Genomic DNA, 15,432 nt, shown 5'->3' with positions numbered 1-15,432 from the left:
GCATGCAAATTCTCAAAGTGATTTCGCTGCTGCTCGATTACCCGACCGAGACACTGATTGGCGGTCGCGACGAACTGGAGCAAGCGATCATCCAGTCGCGGGAAATCAGCCCGACGCAGCGCGGTGCGTTGTTCGAATTGCTCGAGCTGATCTGCGGCAATGACCTGATGGACGGGCAGGAGCACTACGGTGCGCTGTTCGGTCGGGGGCGCTCGCTGTCGCTGCTGTTGTTCGAGCATGTGCACGGTGAGTCCCGCGACCGTGGCCAGGCGATGGTCGACATGATGGCGCAATACGAAGAGGCCGGTTTTGCCATCGGCGTCAAAGAGCTGCCCGACTACATCCCGCTGTACCTGGAGTTCCTGTCCACCCGCGAAGACATCGAGGCCCGCGAGGGCCTGGCGGATGTTTCGCACTTGCTGGCCTTGCTCGCGGCACGTCTGGAAGAGCGCGAAAGCGCCTATGCCAGCTGCTTCCGGGCGCTGCTGCAAATTGCCGGGGCCGAGCCGCATCAAGCGGTCGCCGACCTGCGGGCGCAGGTCGCGGCGGAACCTCGCGACGACTCTCTCGAAGCCCTCGACAAGATCTGGGAAGAGGAGGCCGTGGACTTCCTCCAGGCCGAACAGCAGGACCGTTGCAGTTCGTTGCCTAGCGCACCGGGCAAGGCCCGTGAGGAAAGCGCGGTGCCGTTGCACTGGGTGGATTTTCAGCATGAAGGGCTGGCCGCCGTGCCAGCCAAGGAGGCAAACAATGTCTAAATGGAACCTGTTGTTGTTCGGGGTCTATCCCTACGTGGCCCTGGCGATTTGCCTGATAGGCAGCTGGGCGCGCTTCGATCTGTCGCAGTACACCTGGAAGGCGGGCTCCAGCCAGATGCTCAATCAGCGCGGCATGCGCGTGGCGAGCAACTTCTTCCACATCGGTGTGTTGTTCGTGCTGGCCGGGCACTTTGTCGGCCTGCTCACTCCAGCATCGATTTATCACCATGTGATCAGCACTGAGAACAAGCAGTTGCTGGCGATGGTCTCGGGCGGGCTCTTCGGTCTGTTGTGCCTGATCGGCCTGCTGATGCTGGTTAACCGGCGGCTCAGCGACCCTCGGGTCCGCGCGACTTCCAGTCCTTCGGACATCCTGATTCTGCTGGTGCTGCTCGCGCAGTTGCTGCTCGGTCTGCTGACCATCGTCGCGTCCACCGGACACATGGACGGCTCGGTAATGGTGATGCTCGCCGATTGGGCGCAGAACACCGTGCTGTTGCGGCCAGTGGAAGCGGCGGCGGCCATCGCGCCGGTCGGGCTGATCTACAAGATGCATGTGTTTCTCGGTTTGACCCTGTTTGTGCTGTTCCCCTTCACCCGTCTCGTACACATGATCAGCGCACCGATCTGGTACCTGGGGCGTCGTTATCAAATCGTTCGTCAGAAGTACTGAGGAGAAAATCATGTCAGGTGGATGTGGATGTGGTGGCGGTAACGGGGGCAGCGGTGGCTGCGGTTCTTCAAAAAAAGCGGAGGCTGTTCTCGACATCGCGCCGGTCGCAGCGGCGCAGTTTGAAGCACTGCCGGTTGAACCTGCGGCGGCCGATGGCGCCCCGGCGCAGTTGATCGCCAGCAGTGAGCAGGAGTGGCCGATCATCAGCGTCAACGAGGTGTCGATCACCCCGGAAGCGATGGCCCAGGAGCTGCAATATCACCCGGCCGAAAGCCGCGAGGAGGCGGTGTATCTGGCCGCCCGTGCGCTGGTGATCCGCGAGTTGTTGCAGCAGCGCATCACCGAACTCGGGGTGGCGCTGGAAATCGGCGCCGGTGAAAACGAAGAAGAAGCGGCCACGCGCTTGCTGCTCGAACGTGAGGTGAAAGTGCCGCAGTGCGACGAGGAGTCGAGTCTGCGGTACTACGAAAACAATCGCGGGCGCTTCCACAGCGCGCCGTTGCTGGCGGTGCGGCACATCTTGCTCGAGTGCGCGCCGGACGATGTCGAGGCCCGCGAGCTTGCGCATGGCCAGGCGGAAGTCCTGCTGGCGCAACTGGATGAATTTCCCGGCAGTTTCGCCGAGCTGGCCGTGAAATATTCGGCCTGCCCGTCGAAGGCTCAGGGTGGTTCTTTGGGGCAGATCAGCAAGGGCCAGACCGTGCCCGAACTGGAGCGTCAGCTGTTCACCCTGGCACCGGGCCTGGCCAGCAAACCGCTGGAAAGTCGCTACGGCTGGCATGTGATCAGTGTCGATCAGCGAATCGAAGGTATGCCGTTGCCCTATGAAGTGGTGTCGACGGCGATCCGCACGCAGTTGCAGCAAGGCGTGTGGCAGAAAGCGCTGGTGCAGTACCTGCAAACCCTGATTGGTGCAGCCGATATTCGTGGTATCCACTTGCAGGGCGCCGACTCACCGCTGGTGCAGTGAGCCTTGGGCAAACCGGGAGAAGTGATGAACGCTGTGATGCAGGATGGTTTTGGGCGGCAGATCGATTATCTGCGGATGTCGGTGACGGACCGCTGTGATTTTCGCTGTGTGTATTGCATGGCGAAAAACATGACGTTCCTGCCGCGTCAGCAGGTGCTCACGCTGGAGGAATTGCAGCGTTTGGCGACACTGTTCGTTGGCCTGGGCGTACGCAAAATTCGTCTGACCGGTGGCGAGCCGCTGATCCGGCCCGGCATTGTCGGACTGTGCCGCAACATCGCCGCCTTGCCCGGTTTGCGCGAACTGGTGATGACCAGCAACGGCTCGCAACTGGGCCGTCTGGCCCGGCCGTTGGTCGACGCCGGGGTCAAGCGGATGAACATCAGCCTCGATAGCCTGGACGGGCAGAAATTTCGGGCGATCACCCGTAACGGCGATCTCGACCAGGTGCTCAATGGCATTGAAGCGGCGCGGGACGCAGGGTTCGAGCGAGTCAAACTGAACTGCGTGGTGATGAAGGGGCGCAACTTCGATGAAGTCCTGGGATTGGTGCAATACGCGATTGATCAGCGCATCGATATCAGTTTCATCGAAGAAATGCCCTTGGGCGACGTCGGTCGCTCCCGTGGCGAAACGTTCTGTTCCAGCGACGAAGTGCGCACGCTAATTGCCAGCCAGCATCGATTGCTCGACAGCACCGAAAACAGCGGCGGACCGGCGCGCTATGTGCGTTTGGAACGCCATTCCGAGACCCGGATCGGTTTCATTTCACCCAACAGCCACAACTTTTGTGGCAGCTGTAATCGGGTGCGGATGACGGTTGAAGGGAAGTTGTTGCTGTGTCTGGGCCAGGACGATTCCCTGGATTTAAGAGGATTGCTGCGGCGTTATCCGCTGGATGACCAACCGGTGATCAATGCGGTGCAGAAGGCTTTGCGCGGCAAGCCACTGCGCCACGATTTCAGCCCCGACGGGGAGGTGCAGATTGTGCGGTTCATGAATATGAGTGGTGGTTGATTTTGGGGGTGTGTGCTGATCCGAAATCCACCCCTCACCCCAGCCCTCCCGAAACGTCGGACCGCCCTAGTGGGGAGAGGGGGAAAGGGAGCAGATCTCCGTGTGCTTCTATACCTGAGTTCGACTTGATCTCTCAGGTCGATGTAACTCTAAGAACAACTCGGTCAGTCCCCTCGCCCCCTTGGGGAGAGGGTTAGGGTGAGGGGTGGATTTCAGATCAGAGTGTTTACCCCGGCTTACCAACAGTTTCCCTTTGCCGTCTCCGGGCGGTTTTTTTTCGCCGGCAAATCTTGATATCGATCAATTGCAGATCAGCACTTTGTCCGTAGCCTTTACTGCATGTTGTGGTTTTAAGTTTGATTAAGTCTATATGTAGTGTCTGGAGGCCAAATGCAGAGCACGCTGATCGCAGTAGGATGTAACCGCTTGCACAAACGCGATGGCAGTCAGGTCGCCTTCGATGCCGACAAAATCCGTCAGGCATTGATCGCCGCCGGCAAGGCGACAGGGGAGTACGGCGAGGTTGAGGTTGAAGGCTTGCTTAACGCGGTATTGGCCAGGCTCGAAGGGGTGCCGAGGCTGCATGTCGAGCAAATCCAGGACCGTGTTGAACGGGTGTTGATGGACGCCGGTTTTTTCCTCGCCATGCGCGCCTACATCGTCTACCGCGAACAGCACGGTCGTTTGCGCCGCGACCGCCGGACCATGGTCGAAGTGGCGACCTCGATGAACGAATACCTGGACCGTGAAGACTGGCGGGTCCAGGCCAACGCCAATCAGGGCTATTCCCTGGGCGGCCTGGTGCTGAACGTGTCGGGCAAGGTCACCGCCAACTACTGGCTGGACGAGGTGTACAGCGAGACCATCGGCCAGGCTCACCGCGAGGCGGATTTGCATGTGCATGACCTGGACATGCTCGCCGGTTACTGCGCCGGCTGGTCGCTGCGCACCCTGTTGCACGAAGGGCTCAACGGTGTGCCCGGGCGAGTCGAAGCCGGTCCGCCGAAGCACTTGAGCAGTGCCCTGGGGCAAATGGTGAATTTCCTCGGCACCCTGCAAAACGAATGGGCCGGCGCCCAGGCGTTCAGCTCGTTCGACACCTACCTGGCGCCCTATGTGCGCAAGGATCAGCTGAGTTTTCAGGAGGTGCGCCAGGCTATCCAGGAGTTCATCTACAACCTCAACGTGCCCTCCCGCTGGGGCACCCAGACGCCATTCACCAACCTGACCTTCGACTGGGTGTGCCCGCAGGATTTGCGTGAGCAGATACCCGTCATCGGTGGTGAGGAAATGCCGTTTGCCTACGGCGATCTGCAAGTCGAAATGGAGCTGCTCAATCGCGCCTACATCGAGGTGATGCAGGCCGGCGATGCAAAAGGGCGGGTGTTCACCTTTCCGATCCCGACCTACAACATCACCCACGACTTTCCATGGGACAGTGAAAACGCCGACCGCCTGTTCGAAATGACTGCGCGTTACGGCCTGCCGTACTTCCAGAATTTCCTCAATTCGGACCTGCAACCCAATCAGGTGCGCTCGATGTGCTGCCGCTTGCAGCTGGATGTCCGCGAGTTGCTCAAGCGTGGCGGTGGTTTGTTCGGCTCGGCGGAGCAGACGGGTTCGCTCGGCGTCGTCACCATCAACTGCGCGCGGCTCGGCTATGTGTTCAAGGGGGATACCAGCGGTTTGCTGCAACGCCTGGACACGCTGATGGAACTGGCGATGGAAAGCCTGGAGGTCAAGCGCAAAGTCATTCAGCACCACATGGATGCCGGTTTGTACCCATACACCAAGCGTTACCTCGGAACCCTGCGCAACCACTTCTCCACCATCGGCCTCAACGGCATGCATGAAATGCTGCGCAATTTCACCGGAGACGAGGAGGGCATGCACACCGAGCTCGGCCGGCAGTTTGCCCTGAAGATGCTCGATCATGTGCGCGCCACGTTGCTGCGTTTCCAGGAAGAAACCGGCCACATGTACAACCTGGAAGCGACGCCGGCCGAGGGCACGACCTACCGCTTCGCCAAGGAAGACCTCAAGCGCTACCCCGACATTCTCCAGGCTGGCAGCGTGCAAGCGCCGTATTACACCAACTCCTCGCAATTGCCCGTGGGCTACACCGAAGACCCTTTCGAGGCGCTGGAACTTCAAGACGAGCTGCAATGCAAATACACCGGCGGCACGGTCTTGCACCTGTACATGGCCGAGCGGATTTCTTCGACCGAAGCCTGCAAGCAACTGGTGCGCAAAGCCCTTGGCCGCTTCCGCCTGCCGTACCTGACCGTGACCCCGACATTCTCCATCTGCCCGGTGCACGGCTACCTCGATGGCGAGCATGAGTTCTGCCCCAAGTGCGACGAAGCACTGCTGCTGCAAGAACAGAAGCTCGGCACCGTTCATTGATTTCGATCCACTCAACTGCAAGGAGCTACACCATGACTGCATCGCAAACATTGCCCCAGGCTCAACGTCAACGCTGCGAAGTCTGGACTCGGGTAATGGGCTATCACCGCCCTGTGTCGGCGTTCAATCCGGGCAAACAGTCGGAGCACCGCGAGCGGGTGCACTTCACTGAAAGCGCGGCGCTGGCCGGGCGCCAATGAGTCGAACGCTTCGGGTCGGGGGCATGGTGCCCCTGACCACTATCGACTATCCGGGACAGCTCGCCTGCGTGCTGTTTTGCCAGGGTTGCGCCTGGCGTTGTCGTTACTGCCATAACCCGCAGTTGATCCCGCCTCGTGGCACAGACGAAGTGGATTGGCGGCGGGTGTTGGCGTTTCTGCAACGGCGTCAGGACCTGCTCGATGCGGTGGTGTTCAGTGGCGGCGAGCCGACCTTGCAGGACGGTTTGCTCGGTGCCATGGATGAGGTGCGGGCGATGGGATTTCGCATCGGTTTGCACAGCGCCGGCATCAAGCCCGCCGCGTTCGCCAAGGCACTGACCGGGGCCGATTGGGTCGGTTTCGATGTCAAGGCGTTACCCGAGGATTGCCAGGCGATCACTCGGGTCGAGGGCAGCGGAACCGCTAACTGGCGCAGTCTTGAGTATCTGCTGGCCAGCGGTGTCGACTACGAATGTCGCACCACGGTGCATTGGCATCTGTTCGAGCCGGCGCGTCTGCTGATCCTCGCCAAGCGCTTGAGCGAACTCGGCGTCAAACGCTTCGCCGTGCAGTTGGTTCGCACCGAGCGGATGTTCGATCCGCTGTTGCCCAGCATTTCGGCACAAGCCTTGCTTCCTGAGCTGTGGGAGGCCATGCGCGAGTTGTTTCCAGCCTTCGTGTTACGGGGGTAACCGAGGCTGAGTTTTAACGTTTAACAGGGACATCCATCATTAGGTTTTCAAATGCGCTGCCAATCGGCAGGTATCAAACGGGGAGCATTTGATATGGCCAAATTAACCACAGCACAACGGATCGTCATCGGCTTTGCCATCGCGCCGTTGGCATTGATGGGCATGGCGTTTTACGCGTTGCACGATCTGGCAACGCTCAAGGAACAGGCGGTGGTGATCGTCAAACAGGACTGGCCGAAGATCGATCCGATCATGGTCATCGCCACCGGCGTGCGCGATAACGCCAGGAACACACGGGATCTACTGATCGATAAAGACAATCAGCAAGTGCAGCAGTCGATCGATGCCACCAAGAAGCGGATCACTCAGGCGCTCGAAACGCTTGAGCCGCTGTTCTACTTGCCTGAGGGCAAAACCGCTTACGCCGCGCTGAAAAAGAATCGCGAAGCCTACGTTGCGGCGTTCACTCAAGTGCAGGTGTTGATCCGGCAAGGGGCCTTCGATGACGCCATGGCACAGCTGAAACAAAAGGTCGTGCCGGCCGAACGCGAGGTTTATGCCAGCCTGGATCAGTTGATGGCGCTGCAAGGCAAAATATTCGCCGACCGAGAACAGGCAGCGCAGGCACTGTACAGCGATGCCCGGCGCAATATGTTCGGGTTGTTTTTGTTCTGTGTGGCGCTGGTCATTGCCGCGGCGGTAGTCGTCACGCGCAGTGTGACCCGTCCATTGGGTGGCGAGCCGGATGATGCCGCACGGTTTTTGAGTCAAATTGCTCTAGGCGACCTGACGATTCAGGTGCCCGTGAACTCAAGTGTCGGCGGCAGCGTGATGATGAACATGCATCAGATGCAGCAAAGTCTGAATGCCATGGTCAGGCACATCGCGACCTCGGTGGACCAGGTGGCCAGCTCCTCCGAAGAACTGAGCGCGGTCAGCAGCCAGACCAGCAGTAACCTGCAATTGCAGGGGCTGGAGATCGAGCAAGCAGCCACCGCAGTGAACCAGATGACCGCAGCAGTCGATGAAGTGGCGCGCAATGCGGTGAGCACCTCCGAGGCCTCGCGGCAGTCCGAACAAACCGCGCAGCGCGGGCGTGAGCAGGTTCAGGAAACCGTGGTTTCAATCGGCGCACTGGCCGATGGCGTCACCGACACCTCACAACGCATCGAGCAACTGGCGGGCCGGGTGCAGGACATCAGCAAGGTGCTGGACGTGATTCGCAGCATCGCCGAGCAAACCAATTTGCTGGCCCTCAACGCGGCGATTGAAGCGGCGCGGGCGGGGGATGCCGGACGCGGTTTTGCCGTGGTCGCCGATGAAGTGCGCGCCCTGGCGCATCGCACTCAAGAGTCCACCCAGGAGATCGAGCAGATGATTGGCAACATTCGTCTCGATACCGGCCATGCGGTGACCGCCATGCAAAGCAGCAGCAACCTGGTGCGGGCCACCCTGGAAGTGGCGCAACGCTCGGGCGATGCACTGGATGAAATCACCCGGTCGATCTCGCAGATCAACGAGCGCAACCTGATGATTGCCAGCGCCACGGAGGAGCAGGCATTGGTGGCGCGTGAGGTGGATCGCAATCTGATGGGGATTCGAAACTTGTCCGAGCAGGTCTTGCTCGGCGCTCAGCATACTCACACGGCGGGTCACGATTTAGCGCAGATGGCCGGGGCGCTGCACCAGACGGTGGCGCGTTTTAAGGTCTAGTCGATCCGGTGGGTGGTTGTGTCGGGGGCTCAGGCCCAGCCCCAGAACAGCAACCACCAGCCGAACCCTACCAAGCCGATGGCGAGTGACAGGCAAGTGCTGCCAGCGCAGCGACGAACCTGGGAAAGGCCTTCGCGGTCCAGCCGTTTCCATCCCAGCAGCAGGCTCCATCCCATCGCGGCCAATAACAAACAGGCCCTGGCCGGTTGTACCCACTCCAGCAACAGACCTTCGTAGCGCAGCAATTTCACCGTTGTGGCCGACAGCCCGAGAAACAATCCCGCACCACCCAAGGGCGTGAGTGTCAGCGCCAGGGGCCAATACAGTGCAGGATCTTGCGCCAGTCGAGCCGTCAGGCGCAGAAGGATCATCAGCGCAGTGCCCAACACCATCGAACTCAAACCCAGATAGACGACGATGCTGAAACCGTCGAGCCAGCTGAAGCTGTCGTTGAGCTGCGGGTAATGGGTCAGCAGCCACCAGGGCGCGTTGTCCTGCAATGCCCAGAGTTGGTCGTGCTCGACTAGCCATTGGGCGAGGGTTTGTTTTAGGGCGACGAACCATGGGCTGACCGTCCACTGAAAGGCGCCCATGGCCAGGCCGATCACACCAAACAGCAATAGGCGCGCGTCCCACGGTGAAAGCGTTTGCGCCGTTGCGTGAAGAATCTCTTGGTTGCTGGAACGGGCAATCAGTTGAACGGCGCCGCGTTGGCCGCTGCAGCGTCCGCAGGCGTGACAGTCACTGGCGCCTTGCATGCGACGGATATCGAGCAAGGGCGCGCAGTTGGGCGGCGGCAGGCGAGGTGCGGAGTTTTCCATCCAGCGTTGTTCGTCGACCTGAAAATGCACGGGTGCCAGGCGGGCGAGCAGGGCGAAGACGCCGCTGACCGGGCACAGGTAACGGCACCAGACCCGCTTGCCCCGGGCGAACAGTAACCCGACGATGACCGCGGCGACGGTCGAGCCGCCCAGAATCACCAGCGCCGCCTGGGCGTAGTCATAGACGCTGATCAACTGGCCGTAGAGGGTTGTCAGGCAGAACGCCAGGGTTGGCCAGCCACCCCAGCGCAACCAGCGCGGCACACCCAAACCTTTGCCGTAATGACTGGCCCATTCGCTGAGTGAGCCTTCCGGGCAGAGAACGCCACACCAGAGTCGGCCGAACAGCACGATCGACAGCAGCACGAATGGCCACCAAACGCCCCAGAACAAAAACTGCGCGAACAGGGTCAGGTTATCGAGCAGCCGTGCCTGGCTGTCCGGCAGCGGCAACACCGCCGGGATCACCAACAGCAACGCGTAGAACAACACGACGACCCACTGCACAGCACGAATGACGGGCGCATGGCGACGCATGCCGTCGCCCAGGCACTGCAACCATTGATTGCGGCGACTCAGCTCAGGCATGGGACTTTTTCCGTAGCCCGTTGACGCAGCCAACCGCCGACGGCCAGCCAATAACCGGCCAGCACCAATAACGTCATGCTACTGGGTGTCGCACGATAACCGGCAAACCCTGCGAGAAAACCACCCAGCCCATGGCTGTCGCTGAGCAAGGCACTGCTGTCCCAAAGCGCATCACCCACGAGGCTGTACATCACCTCCGGTAAATCCAGGGCGAGTAATTGGCCGCCGACTCGCTCGGTGCCGCTGACCAGCAATGCCGCGCCGAGTACCAGCAAAACAGCTTCGCTGATGGCAAAGAATCGTTGCCACGAGATGAACCGGCGACTGCTGTGCAGCAGGGCAATGGTCAGCGCGGACAGCACCAGTCCCATTGCGCCGCCGATGGCAAACAAACCGAGCTGCGGGCCTCGCAACTGCGCGCCGGCGCCATAGAGAAAGACCACCGTTTCACTGCCTTCGCGGCTGACGGCGAGCATGGCCAGCAGTAACAGACCTGCGCCACCTTGCCGGGCCAGGTGGCTATCGGCGTGTCGTTGCAAATCGTGCTTGAGCGTGCGCCCGTGACGGTGCATCCAGCCGACCATTTGCACGATCAGCAGGCTGGCCACCAGCGCGAGTGCGGCCTGGAACCATTCACTGGCCGAGCCGCTCATGGCCTCACCGGCAAACAGAATCAACACCGCCAGCAGCCCCGACAGCATCAACCCCAGCACGACGCCGGCCCACAAGTACTTCGCCAGTCGATCACCTTGATGCTGCTGGCTGACCCAGGCCTGGAGAATGCCGATCACCAGCAGCGCCTCGACGCTTTCGCGCCAGACAATGAACATTGATTGATTCATGGAAACTCCGTGTTTGAACGGGTTATTTCGCGAGGATGCCGCCCTCGGGCAGTTGCGGATTGAACTCGTCGAAGAAGGGGTAGTGGCCGGGCCTGAGCGGGTGAATGACCACGAAGGTTGTCACTCCCGGCGACAATACTTTTTCAACCCGCAATGGCGTGCTCTCGAACTCGGCAGGCCCTTTGCCGATATTTTTCAGGATGATCTTGAAGCGCTGTCCGGCCGGAACCTCCAGCAAGGCAGGGGAGAAGTGGCCATCGCGCAAGCTGAGTTCATAGCTCGGTAATTCGGCATACGCCGTGAACGGCGCCACTGCTCCGGCCAGCATCAGCCAGGCAATCTGCAGGCGCTTCATTCAATAGCCGCCTTTTTTACCGATGCCGGCATAGATGAACTCGTAGTGCAATTCGCAGCGTTCAAACCAGGGGGCTACGCCGGTTTCCTTATCGGTATGGCGGCCAAGGGACCCATGACCACCGGGTGGCAGGACGGTGAAGGTCAGCTGATATTTGCCTGGGCCGAGCAGCTTTACATTGTCGCCATAGTGCGGGCCGTCATTGGCGACCATGGCGTGGAAATCGCCTTTGAGTTCGTTCTCATTGCCCTGTTTTTTCAGGTTGAACGAGACATTGAGGTAAGGCACGAAACTGCCTTCCTGAAAGCCCTGTCGATTGTCCGCCGTGGCGCGGATGTCGGCTTCCAGGTGCACATCGGAATCCGCGGTGGCCCGCATCATGCCGGCAGGCGCCATCTCGATCGGCTGCAAATACACCGCCCCGACTTCCAGCCCCGGACACAACTGGGGTTCCCCGATCGGGTATTCCTTGGACTGAGCCAACGGTGAGAGCAAGAGCAGGGCGAGTGACAGCGAAAAGGTCGTACGCATGATGTCTTCCTGGGCACTAACGAGTAAGAGCCCGAGTGTAGGAAGCTTTCCTGCGAATAATAATGATTGTTATCAAGTTTTCAGCAATTAAGCCTGCGGCTTGGAACGCTTGCGAAACCGCTCGGCGCGGTCGACGCTGTCGCTCATCTGCGCCGCCGCGTGAATCGTCAGAGGATGCTGGGTGAAGCCAGGCCGGGGTGATATGTAGGCGGCCATTTCGCGGGCGACGGCTAACTGTTGATCCGAACCTTGTGTCAGTAACGCGATAACCAGGTTTTCCAGGGCAATCACCCGGACACGAAGGTGGACCAGTTCTGCATTGGTCAATTCGGGGGGAGAGGAAAATGCTTCGGCGTCGAGTGATTTTTCCGCGACTTCATCATCCCAGGTCGACAATCGAACAGGGCTTTGATCTCCGGCAGGTGTTTTTTTACCAGGCATAAGAAGCTTCTCCAGGTGTTTTTATGTGGCTGCCCAAGGGCCGGAAACGCTATGACATACCCGATTTCCCGGCAGGACAAGCTTAGCCGTACCTTGATCCGTATCAAGGTCACCTATGCGCGAGCGATGTAGGTTGGAGGTACATCCTAGTGGTAAACCGGGGATCGACATGGCCAAGAATTTTCCCATCAGCCCCAAGCACCCCGAGCGCATTTGCTGGGGCTGCGACAGGTACTGTCCAGCAAACTCCCTGGCGTGCGGCAATGGCTCCGACAGGACAATGCATCCAGCCGAAATGATCGGAGACGATTGGTATCTGCATGGCGACTGGGGCATTGAACCGTTGATCGCGGTAGAAGACGTGACGGACGATCCCGGCCTGAAGGGCTGAGCAACCCCCTGGAAACATAGAAACCACCTGACGGAATTTTTTTTGAAATCAAGGGGTTGCCAGCCTCGGGAAATCAGTACATAATTCACGCCATCGAAAGCACTGACCGCTGAAAAAGCTCAATGTTTTCAAGGAGTTAGATCACGAATCTTACTCCAAGTTTGTACGCGTTTGTTGTTGTGCTACATGACATCAAATGTTTGAGGCCGAGTAGCAAAATGGTTATGCAGTGGATTGCAAATCCACCTACGCCGGTTCGATTCCGACCTCGGCCTCCACTTTAAACGAGCTCCGTAGATCTATGATTTACGGAGCTTTTTTATTTGTACTGTCCTGCAAGATTTAGTCTTGAAAAGGCCAGTCGCGAACTTGCTTCACCGGAGCGGGATGTATATATTTCCCCCTCTGCTGCACAGGCGTCAGAACTGCCAGATCGTTATTTGACAGTCTTCAGACTGCTTCACCGCGCTACCGCCCGAATGGCGAAACTGGTAGACGCATGGGACTTAAAATCCCCCGCTCGTAAGGGCGTGCCGGTTCGATTCCGGCTTCGGGCACCATCTTGCATTCCACAGAGCGCTTTTGAGTTCTTTGGAAGCCTTGAAAAACCTGCCTTCTGGCGGGTTTTTTCGTTTTAGCATTCCGTCGGAATCTTGCCCATTCTTCTCGAATCCAGTCATTTAGAGGGTAAAGTTAGGGGTAGTCTTTGGTTCGATTAAGGATAGTACCCTTATGTCGCGCACAACTGCTCCGCTTACCGACGCTGCTTGCCGTTTAGCCAAGCCAACAGACCGTCCCTACAAACTTTTCGACGGCGACGGTCTCTATCTCCTAATCCAACCCAATGGCCGTAAAGGCTGGCGTCTCAGGTACGTAAAGCCTGACGGCCGGGAGGGGTTGACCTCCCTCGGCAGCTATCCTGTGATTGGCCTTGCCGATGCGCGCCAGAAGCGTTTAGATGCGAAGCGGATGCTCGCAGACGGCATTGATCCCGTTGAGAACAAGCGTAAAGCCAAAACGGAAAATGCTGTCAACGGCCGTACCTTTGAAAGCGTTGCGTTGGACTGGCACAAGAACATGTCGGCCAGATGGACACCCGACCATTCCAAAAATGTGTTCAACCGTCTGAATAACTATGTTTTCCCGTTTATCGGTGCTCGCGCGATTGCTGATCTCGATACTTATGATCTGATGCTACCTTTGGAGGCGATCAGAAAACGTGGAACGATTGACGTCGCCTTAAGGGTACAAAGATACCTGCAAAGTATTATGCGTGAGGCAAAACGCCTTCGTCTTATTCCGATAAACCCTGCGTACGATCTTCAGGGCTTGATCAAAGCGCCGCGAGTCTCCCATCGGCCTGCATTGCCCCTGTCACGCCTGCCTGAATTACTGGCACGAATCTATGCCTACAAGGGCCGAGAGTTGACCCGGCTAACGCTCATGCTCTCGCTGCACGTGTTTGTTCGCTCGAGTGAGTTACGTTTCGCTCGTTGGTGTGAGTTCGACCTTAAGCGTTGCGTATGGGAGATCCCGGATACTCGGCCGGAGCTGGAGGACGTACGCCATTCAACACGGGGGACGAAAATGGCGGGCGATGTTCATCTTGTGCCTTTATCGCCGCAAGTTGTGGCCGTGCTTGAACAGATCCACACCCTCACTGGCACATTCGACCTGGTGTTTGCCGGTGATGCTAGGGCCTGGAAGCCGATGTCAGAAAACACCGTGAACAAAGCGTTGCGCACCATGGGATACGACACGAAGACAGAGATTTGTGGTCACGGATTCCGCTCAATGGCCTGTAGCGCACTGATCGAGTCAGGTCTGTGGTCTGAGACGGCCATCGAAAGGCAAATGAGTCATAGAGAGCGCAACAGCGTTAGAGCCGCCTACATTCACAAGGCAGAGTTTATTGAAGAGCGTCGGTTGATCATGAACTGGTGGAGCAGGTACCTTACGGCGAATCTTCGGGAGCATGTCACGCCTCATGAATTTGGGAATCAGGCCGGCCGGAATGCCACACGATTAAACGTCAAACGTGGTGCGATGAAGTAGGCGTGTCGCGAATGCTTCATAGGGGGGCTAAAGGTTGTTCGCCCTCAATCTGGAAAGTTTTGCTGCTTCCTCGTGTGCCGTGCTCCGGGGCTCAGCACTGAGATGTTAACTTCGAGCAATGACTACGGACGTTACCACCATGCTTGAGTGTTTCTAATGAGCGTTCATTTTTCTTCGATAAGCCGCTGGATATCTGAAGTTCAGGACCCGCTTGAAGTACTGGGAGACACTTGCAAAATGATGGTTAGCATCTGATTTCTAAGGCCTGATGATTGCGATACGCTGCCATTCAGTCGGATTTTTTATTGCGCAGTAGACACCGTCTGCAGCACTTAACAGGTCTGGCTCGTTTGAATTACGAATATAATCCGCAGCGGTTATTCCTCCTTCGAGCTGGTCTGAAAAGCCGGAGTAACTGGCCATGTAAAGAGACTTATTTTTTATGAGGTACTCGAATTTGAGGGGGAGTTAAATACCTTCTGACTACGATGTCGTCCGGGATATCAGTTTCTATCATGAGGCGTCCTGCTGATGATGGAATTAGGATTCTCAATCGTCGCCGCGGTGCTGAAGCACCAGCTTGGCCAGGCCCTGGCGGATGTACCCCTCGTTTTTGCCAATGGCCTGCAGGGCACCACGGTTGTTCTCACCGGTCACTGCATGGCCTTGGCACTCGACTAGCAGCGCCAGCTCCATGATGGCCGCTTCCAAAGCCAGCTGATTGTTTTACAGACGTTCGAGGGTGTCAGACAGAGAGTATTCAGGGGCGGACATGGCTTCGACTCCGTTCGAGGAAATCGGAAGCGTAGCAGGACAAATGTCAGTCGGGTTACTCAGAGTGCGCGCCTTAAGGATGGTTAAAGTAACCTCATGTTTTCCGGCTACTGTAGTGGTCAACTAATCCCGGACACGACGTTAAGTTTTTCCTCGGCCTGCGCTGGTGCCAACCCATCGTTGAATTGATGAGGCCGAATCCAGT

General features: G+C 58.3%; 15 protein-coding genes, 2 tRNA genes and 2 pseudogenes. 13 read left to right on the top strand and 6 right to left on the bottom strand.

Annotation, left to right across the window (positions count from 1 at the left end; all coding sequences use genetic code 11):
- The first annotated feature begins 2 nt into the window (after positions 1 to 2).
- From narJ to QF010_RS31040, 9 genes and pseudogenes are all read left to right on the top strand, one after another.
- Positions 3 to 758: a nitrate reductase molybdenum cofactor assembly chaperone gene (narJ, locus tag QF010_RS31080; protein WP_033059087.1), complete on the top strand. Its 756-nt coding sequence runs from the start codon at positions 3 to 5 to the stop codon at positions 756 to 758.
- Positions 751 to 1,431 (top strand): respiratory nitrate reductase subunit gamma, encoded by a 681-nt coding sequence (gene narI, locus QF010_RS31075; protein ID WP_033059088.1) that lies wholly within the window; start codon positions 751 to 753, stop codon positions 1,429 to 1,431. Before narJ ends, narI begins: the two co-directional genes overlap by 8 nt.
- A gap of 10 nt (positions 1,432 to 1,441) precedes the next feature.
- Positions 1,442 to 2,401, top strand: coding sequence for a peptidylprolyl isomerase (locus QF010_RS31070; RefSeq protein WP_033059090.1), 960 nt, complete (start codon positions 1,442 to 1,444; stop codon positions 2,399 to 2,401).
- A 24-nt stretch (positions 2,402 to 2,425) separates the two neighbouring features.
- The gene (gene moaA / locus QF010_RS31065) at positions 2,426 to 3,418 is read left to right on the top strand and encodes a GTP 3',8-cyclase MoaA (protein ID WP_429534593.1); all 993 of its coding nucleotides are present in this window, start codon (positions 2,426 to 2,428) and stop codon (positions 3,416 to 3,418) included.
- Between the two features lie 390 nt (positions 3,419 to 3,808).
- On the top strand, positions 3,809 to 5,824 hold the full coding sequence (locus tag QF010_RS31060; RefSeq protein WP_429534592.1) for a ribonucleoside triphosphate reductase: 2,016 nt from the start codon (positions 3,809 to 3,811) through the stop codon (positions 5,822 to 5,824).
- A 32-nt stretch (positions 5,825 to 5,856) separates the two neighbouring features.
- Positions 5,857 to 6,024, top strand: coding sequence for an anaerobic ribonucleoside-triphosphate reductase (gene nrdD / locus QF010_RS31055; RefSeq protein WP_017338867.1), 168 nt, complete (start codon positions 5,857 to 5,859; stop codon positions 6,022 to 6,024).
- On the top strand, positions 6,021 to 6,716 hold the full coding sequence (locus QF010_RS31050) for an anaerobic ribonucleoside-triphosphate reductase activating protein (protein WP_033055186.1): 696 nt from the start codon (positions 6,021 to 6,023) through the stop codon (positions 6,714 to 6,716). The genes nrdD and QF010_RS31050 overlap by 4 nt, the downstream gene beginning before the upstream one ends.
- A 51-nt stretch (positions 6,717 to 6,767) precedes the next feature.
- Positions 6,768 to 7,334: pseudogene (locus QF010_RS31045) on the top strand (MCP four helix bundle domain-containing protein); the annotation flags it as partial.
- 33 nt (positions 7,335 to 7,367) lie between these two features.
- A complete protein-coding gene (locus tag QF010_RS31040) occupies positions 7,368 to 8,429 on the top strand; it encodes a methyl-accepting chemotaxis protein (protein ID WP_429534612.1) in 1,062 nt (353 codons plus the stop codon).
- Positions 8,430 to 8,458: 29 nt separating this feature from the next.
- Here QF010_RS31040 and QF010_RS31035 read toward each other — a convergent pair whose 3' ends face one another.
- From QF010_RS31035 to QF010_RS31015, 5 genes are all read right to left on the bottom strand, one after another.
- Positions 8,459 to 9,838 carry a 4Fe-4S binding protein gene (locus QF010_RS31035; RefSeq protein ID WP_429534591.1) on the bottom strand — a complete coding sequence of 460 codons (1,380 nt, stop codon included), beginning with the start codon at positions 9,836 to 9,838 and terminating at the stop codon, positions 8,459 to 8,461.
- Complete coding sequence (locus tag QF010_RS31030; RefSeq protein ID WP_429509717.1) at positions 9,826 to 10,680, bottom strand: FTR1 family iron permease; 855 nt, start codon at positions 10,678 to 10,680, stop codon at positions 9,826 to 9,828. Before QF010_RS31030 ends, QF010_RS31035 begins: the two co-directional genes overlap by 13 nt.
- A gap of 22 nt (positions 10,681 to 10,702) precedes the next feature.
- Positions 10,703 to 11,035, bottom strand: coding sequence for a cupredoxin domain-containing protein (locus QF010_RS31025; protein ID WP_033055182.1), 333 nt, complete (start codon positions 11,033 to 11,035; stop codon positions 10,703 to 10,705).
- The gene (locus QF010_RS31020) at positions 11,036 to 11,566 is read right to left on the bottom strand and encodes an iron transporter (RefSeq protein ID WP_429534590.1); all 531 of its coding nucleotides are present in this window, start codon (positions 11,564 to 11,566) and stop codon (positions 11,036 to 11,038) included.
- A gap of 87 nt (positions 11,567 to 11,653) precedes the next feature.
- Complete coding sequence (locus tag QF010_RS31015; RefSeq protein ID WP_033055180.1) at positions 11,654 to 12,007, bottom strand: hypothetical protein; 354 nt, start codon at positions 12,005 to 12,007, stop codon at positions 11,654 to 11,656.
- Positions 12,008 to 12,176: 169 nt separating this feature from the next.
- Between QF010_RS31015 and QF010_RS31010 the strand changes: the two genes are divergently transcribed.
- The 4 genes from QF010_RS31010 (at position 12,177) to QF010_RS30995 (ending at position 14,453) form a co-directional block, all read left to right on the top strand.
- Positions 12,177 to 12,398, top strand: coding sequence for a DUF3079 domain-containing protein (locus QF010_RS31010; protein WP_033055179.1), 222 nt, complete (start codon positions 12,177 to 12,179; stop codon positions 12,396 to 12,398).
- A gap of 204 nt (positions 12,399 to 12,602) precedes the next feature.
- Positions 12,603 to 12,676: transfer RNA gene (locus QF010_RS31005), tRNA-Cys, on the top strand.
- 195 nt (positions 12,677 to 12,871) lie between these two features.
- Positions 12,872 to 12,958, top strand: a tRNA-Leu gene (locus QF010_RS31000).
- A gap of 172 nt (positions 12,959 to 13,130) precedes the next feature.
- Positions 13,131 to 14,453 carry a tyrosine-type recombinase/integrase gene (locus tag QF010_RS30995; protein ID WP_429534589.1) on the top strand — a complete coding sequence of 441 codons (1,323 nt, stop codon included), beginning with the start codon at positions 13,131 to 13,133 and terminating at the stop codon, positions 14,451 to 14,453.
- Between the two features lie 549 nt (positions 14,454 to 15,002).
- Here the strand turns inward: QF010_RS30995 and QF010_RS30990 are convergent.
- Positions 15,003 to 15,227: pseudogene (locus QF010_RS30990) on the bottom strand (hypothetical protein).
- Positions 15,228 to 15,432 lie beyond the last annotated feature (205 nt).

This window comes from Pseudomonas silensiensis, assembly GCF_050434865.1.
In the GTDB taxonomy this organism is placed as follows: Bacteria; Pseudomonadota; Gammaproteobacteria; order Pseudomonadales; family Pseudomonadaceae; genus Aquipseudomonas; species Aquipseudomonas fluorescens_W.
The sequence above is the reverse complement of the archived record's forward strand: the minus strand, read 5'-3'. Positions and strand labels throughout refer to the sequence as shown.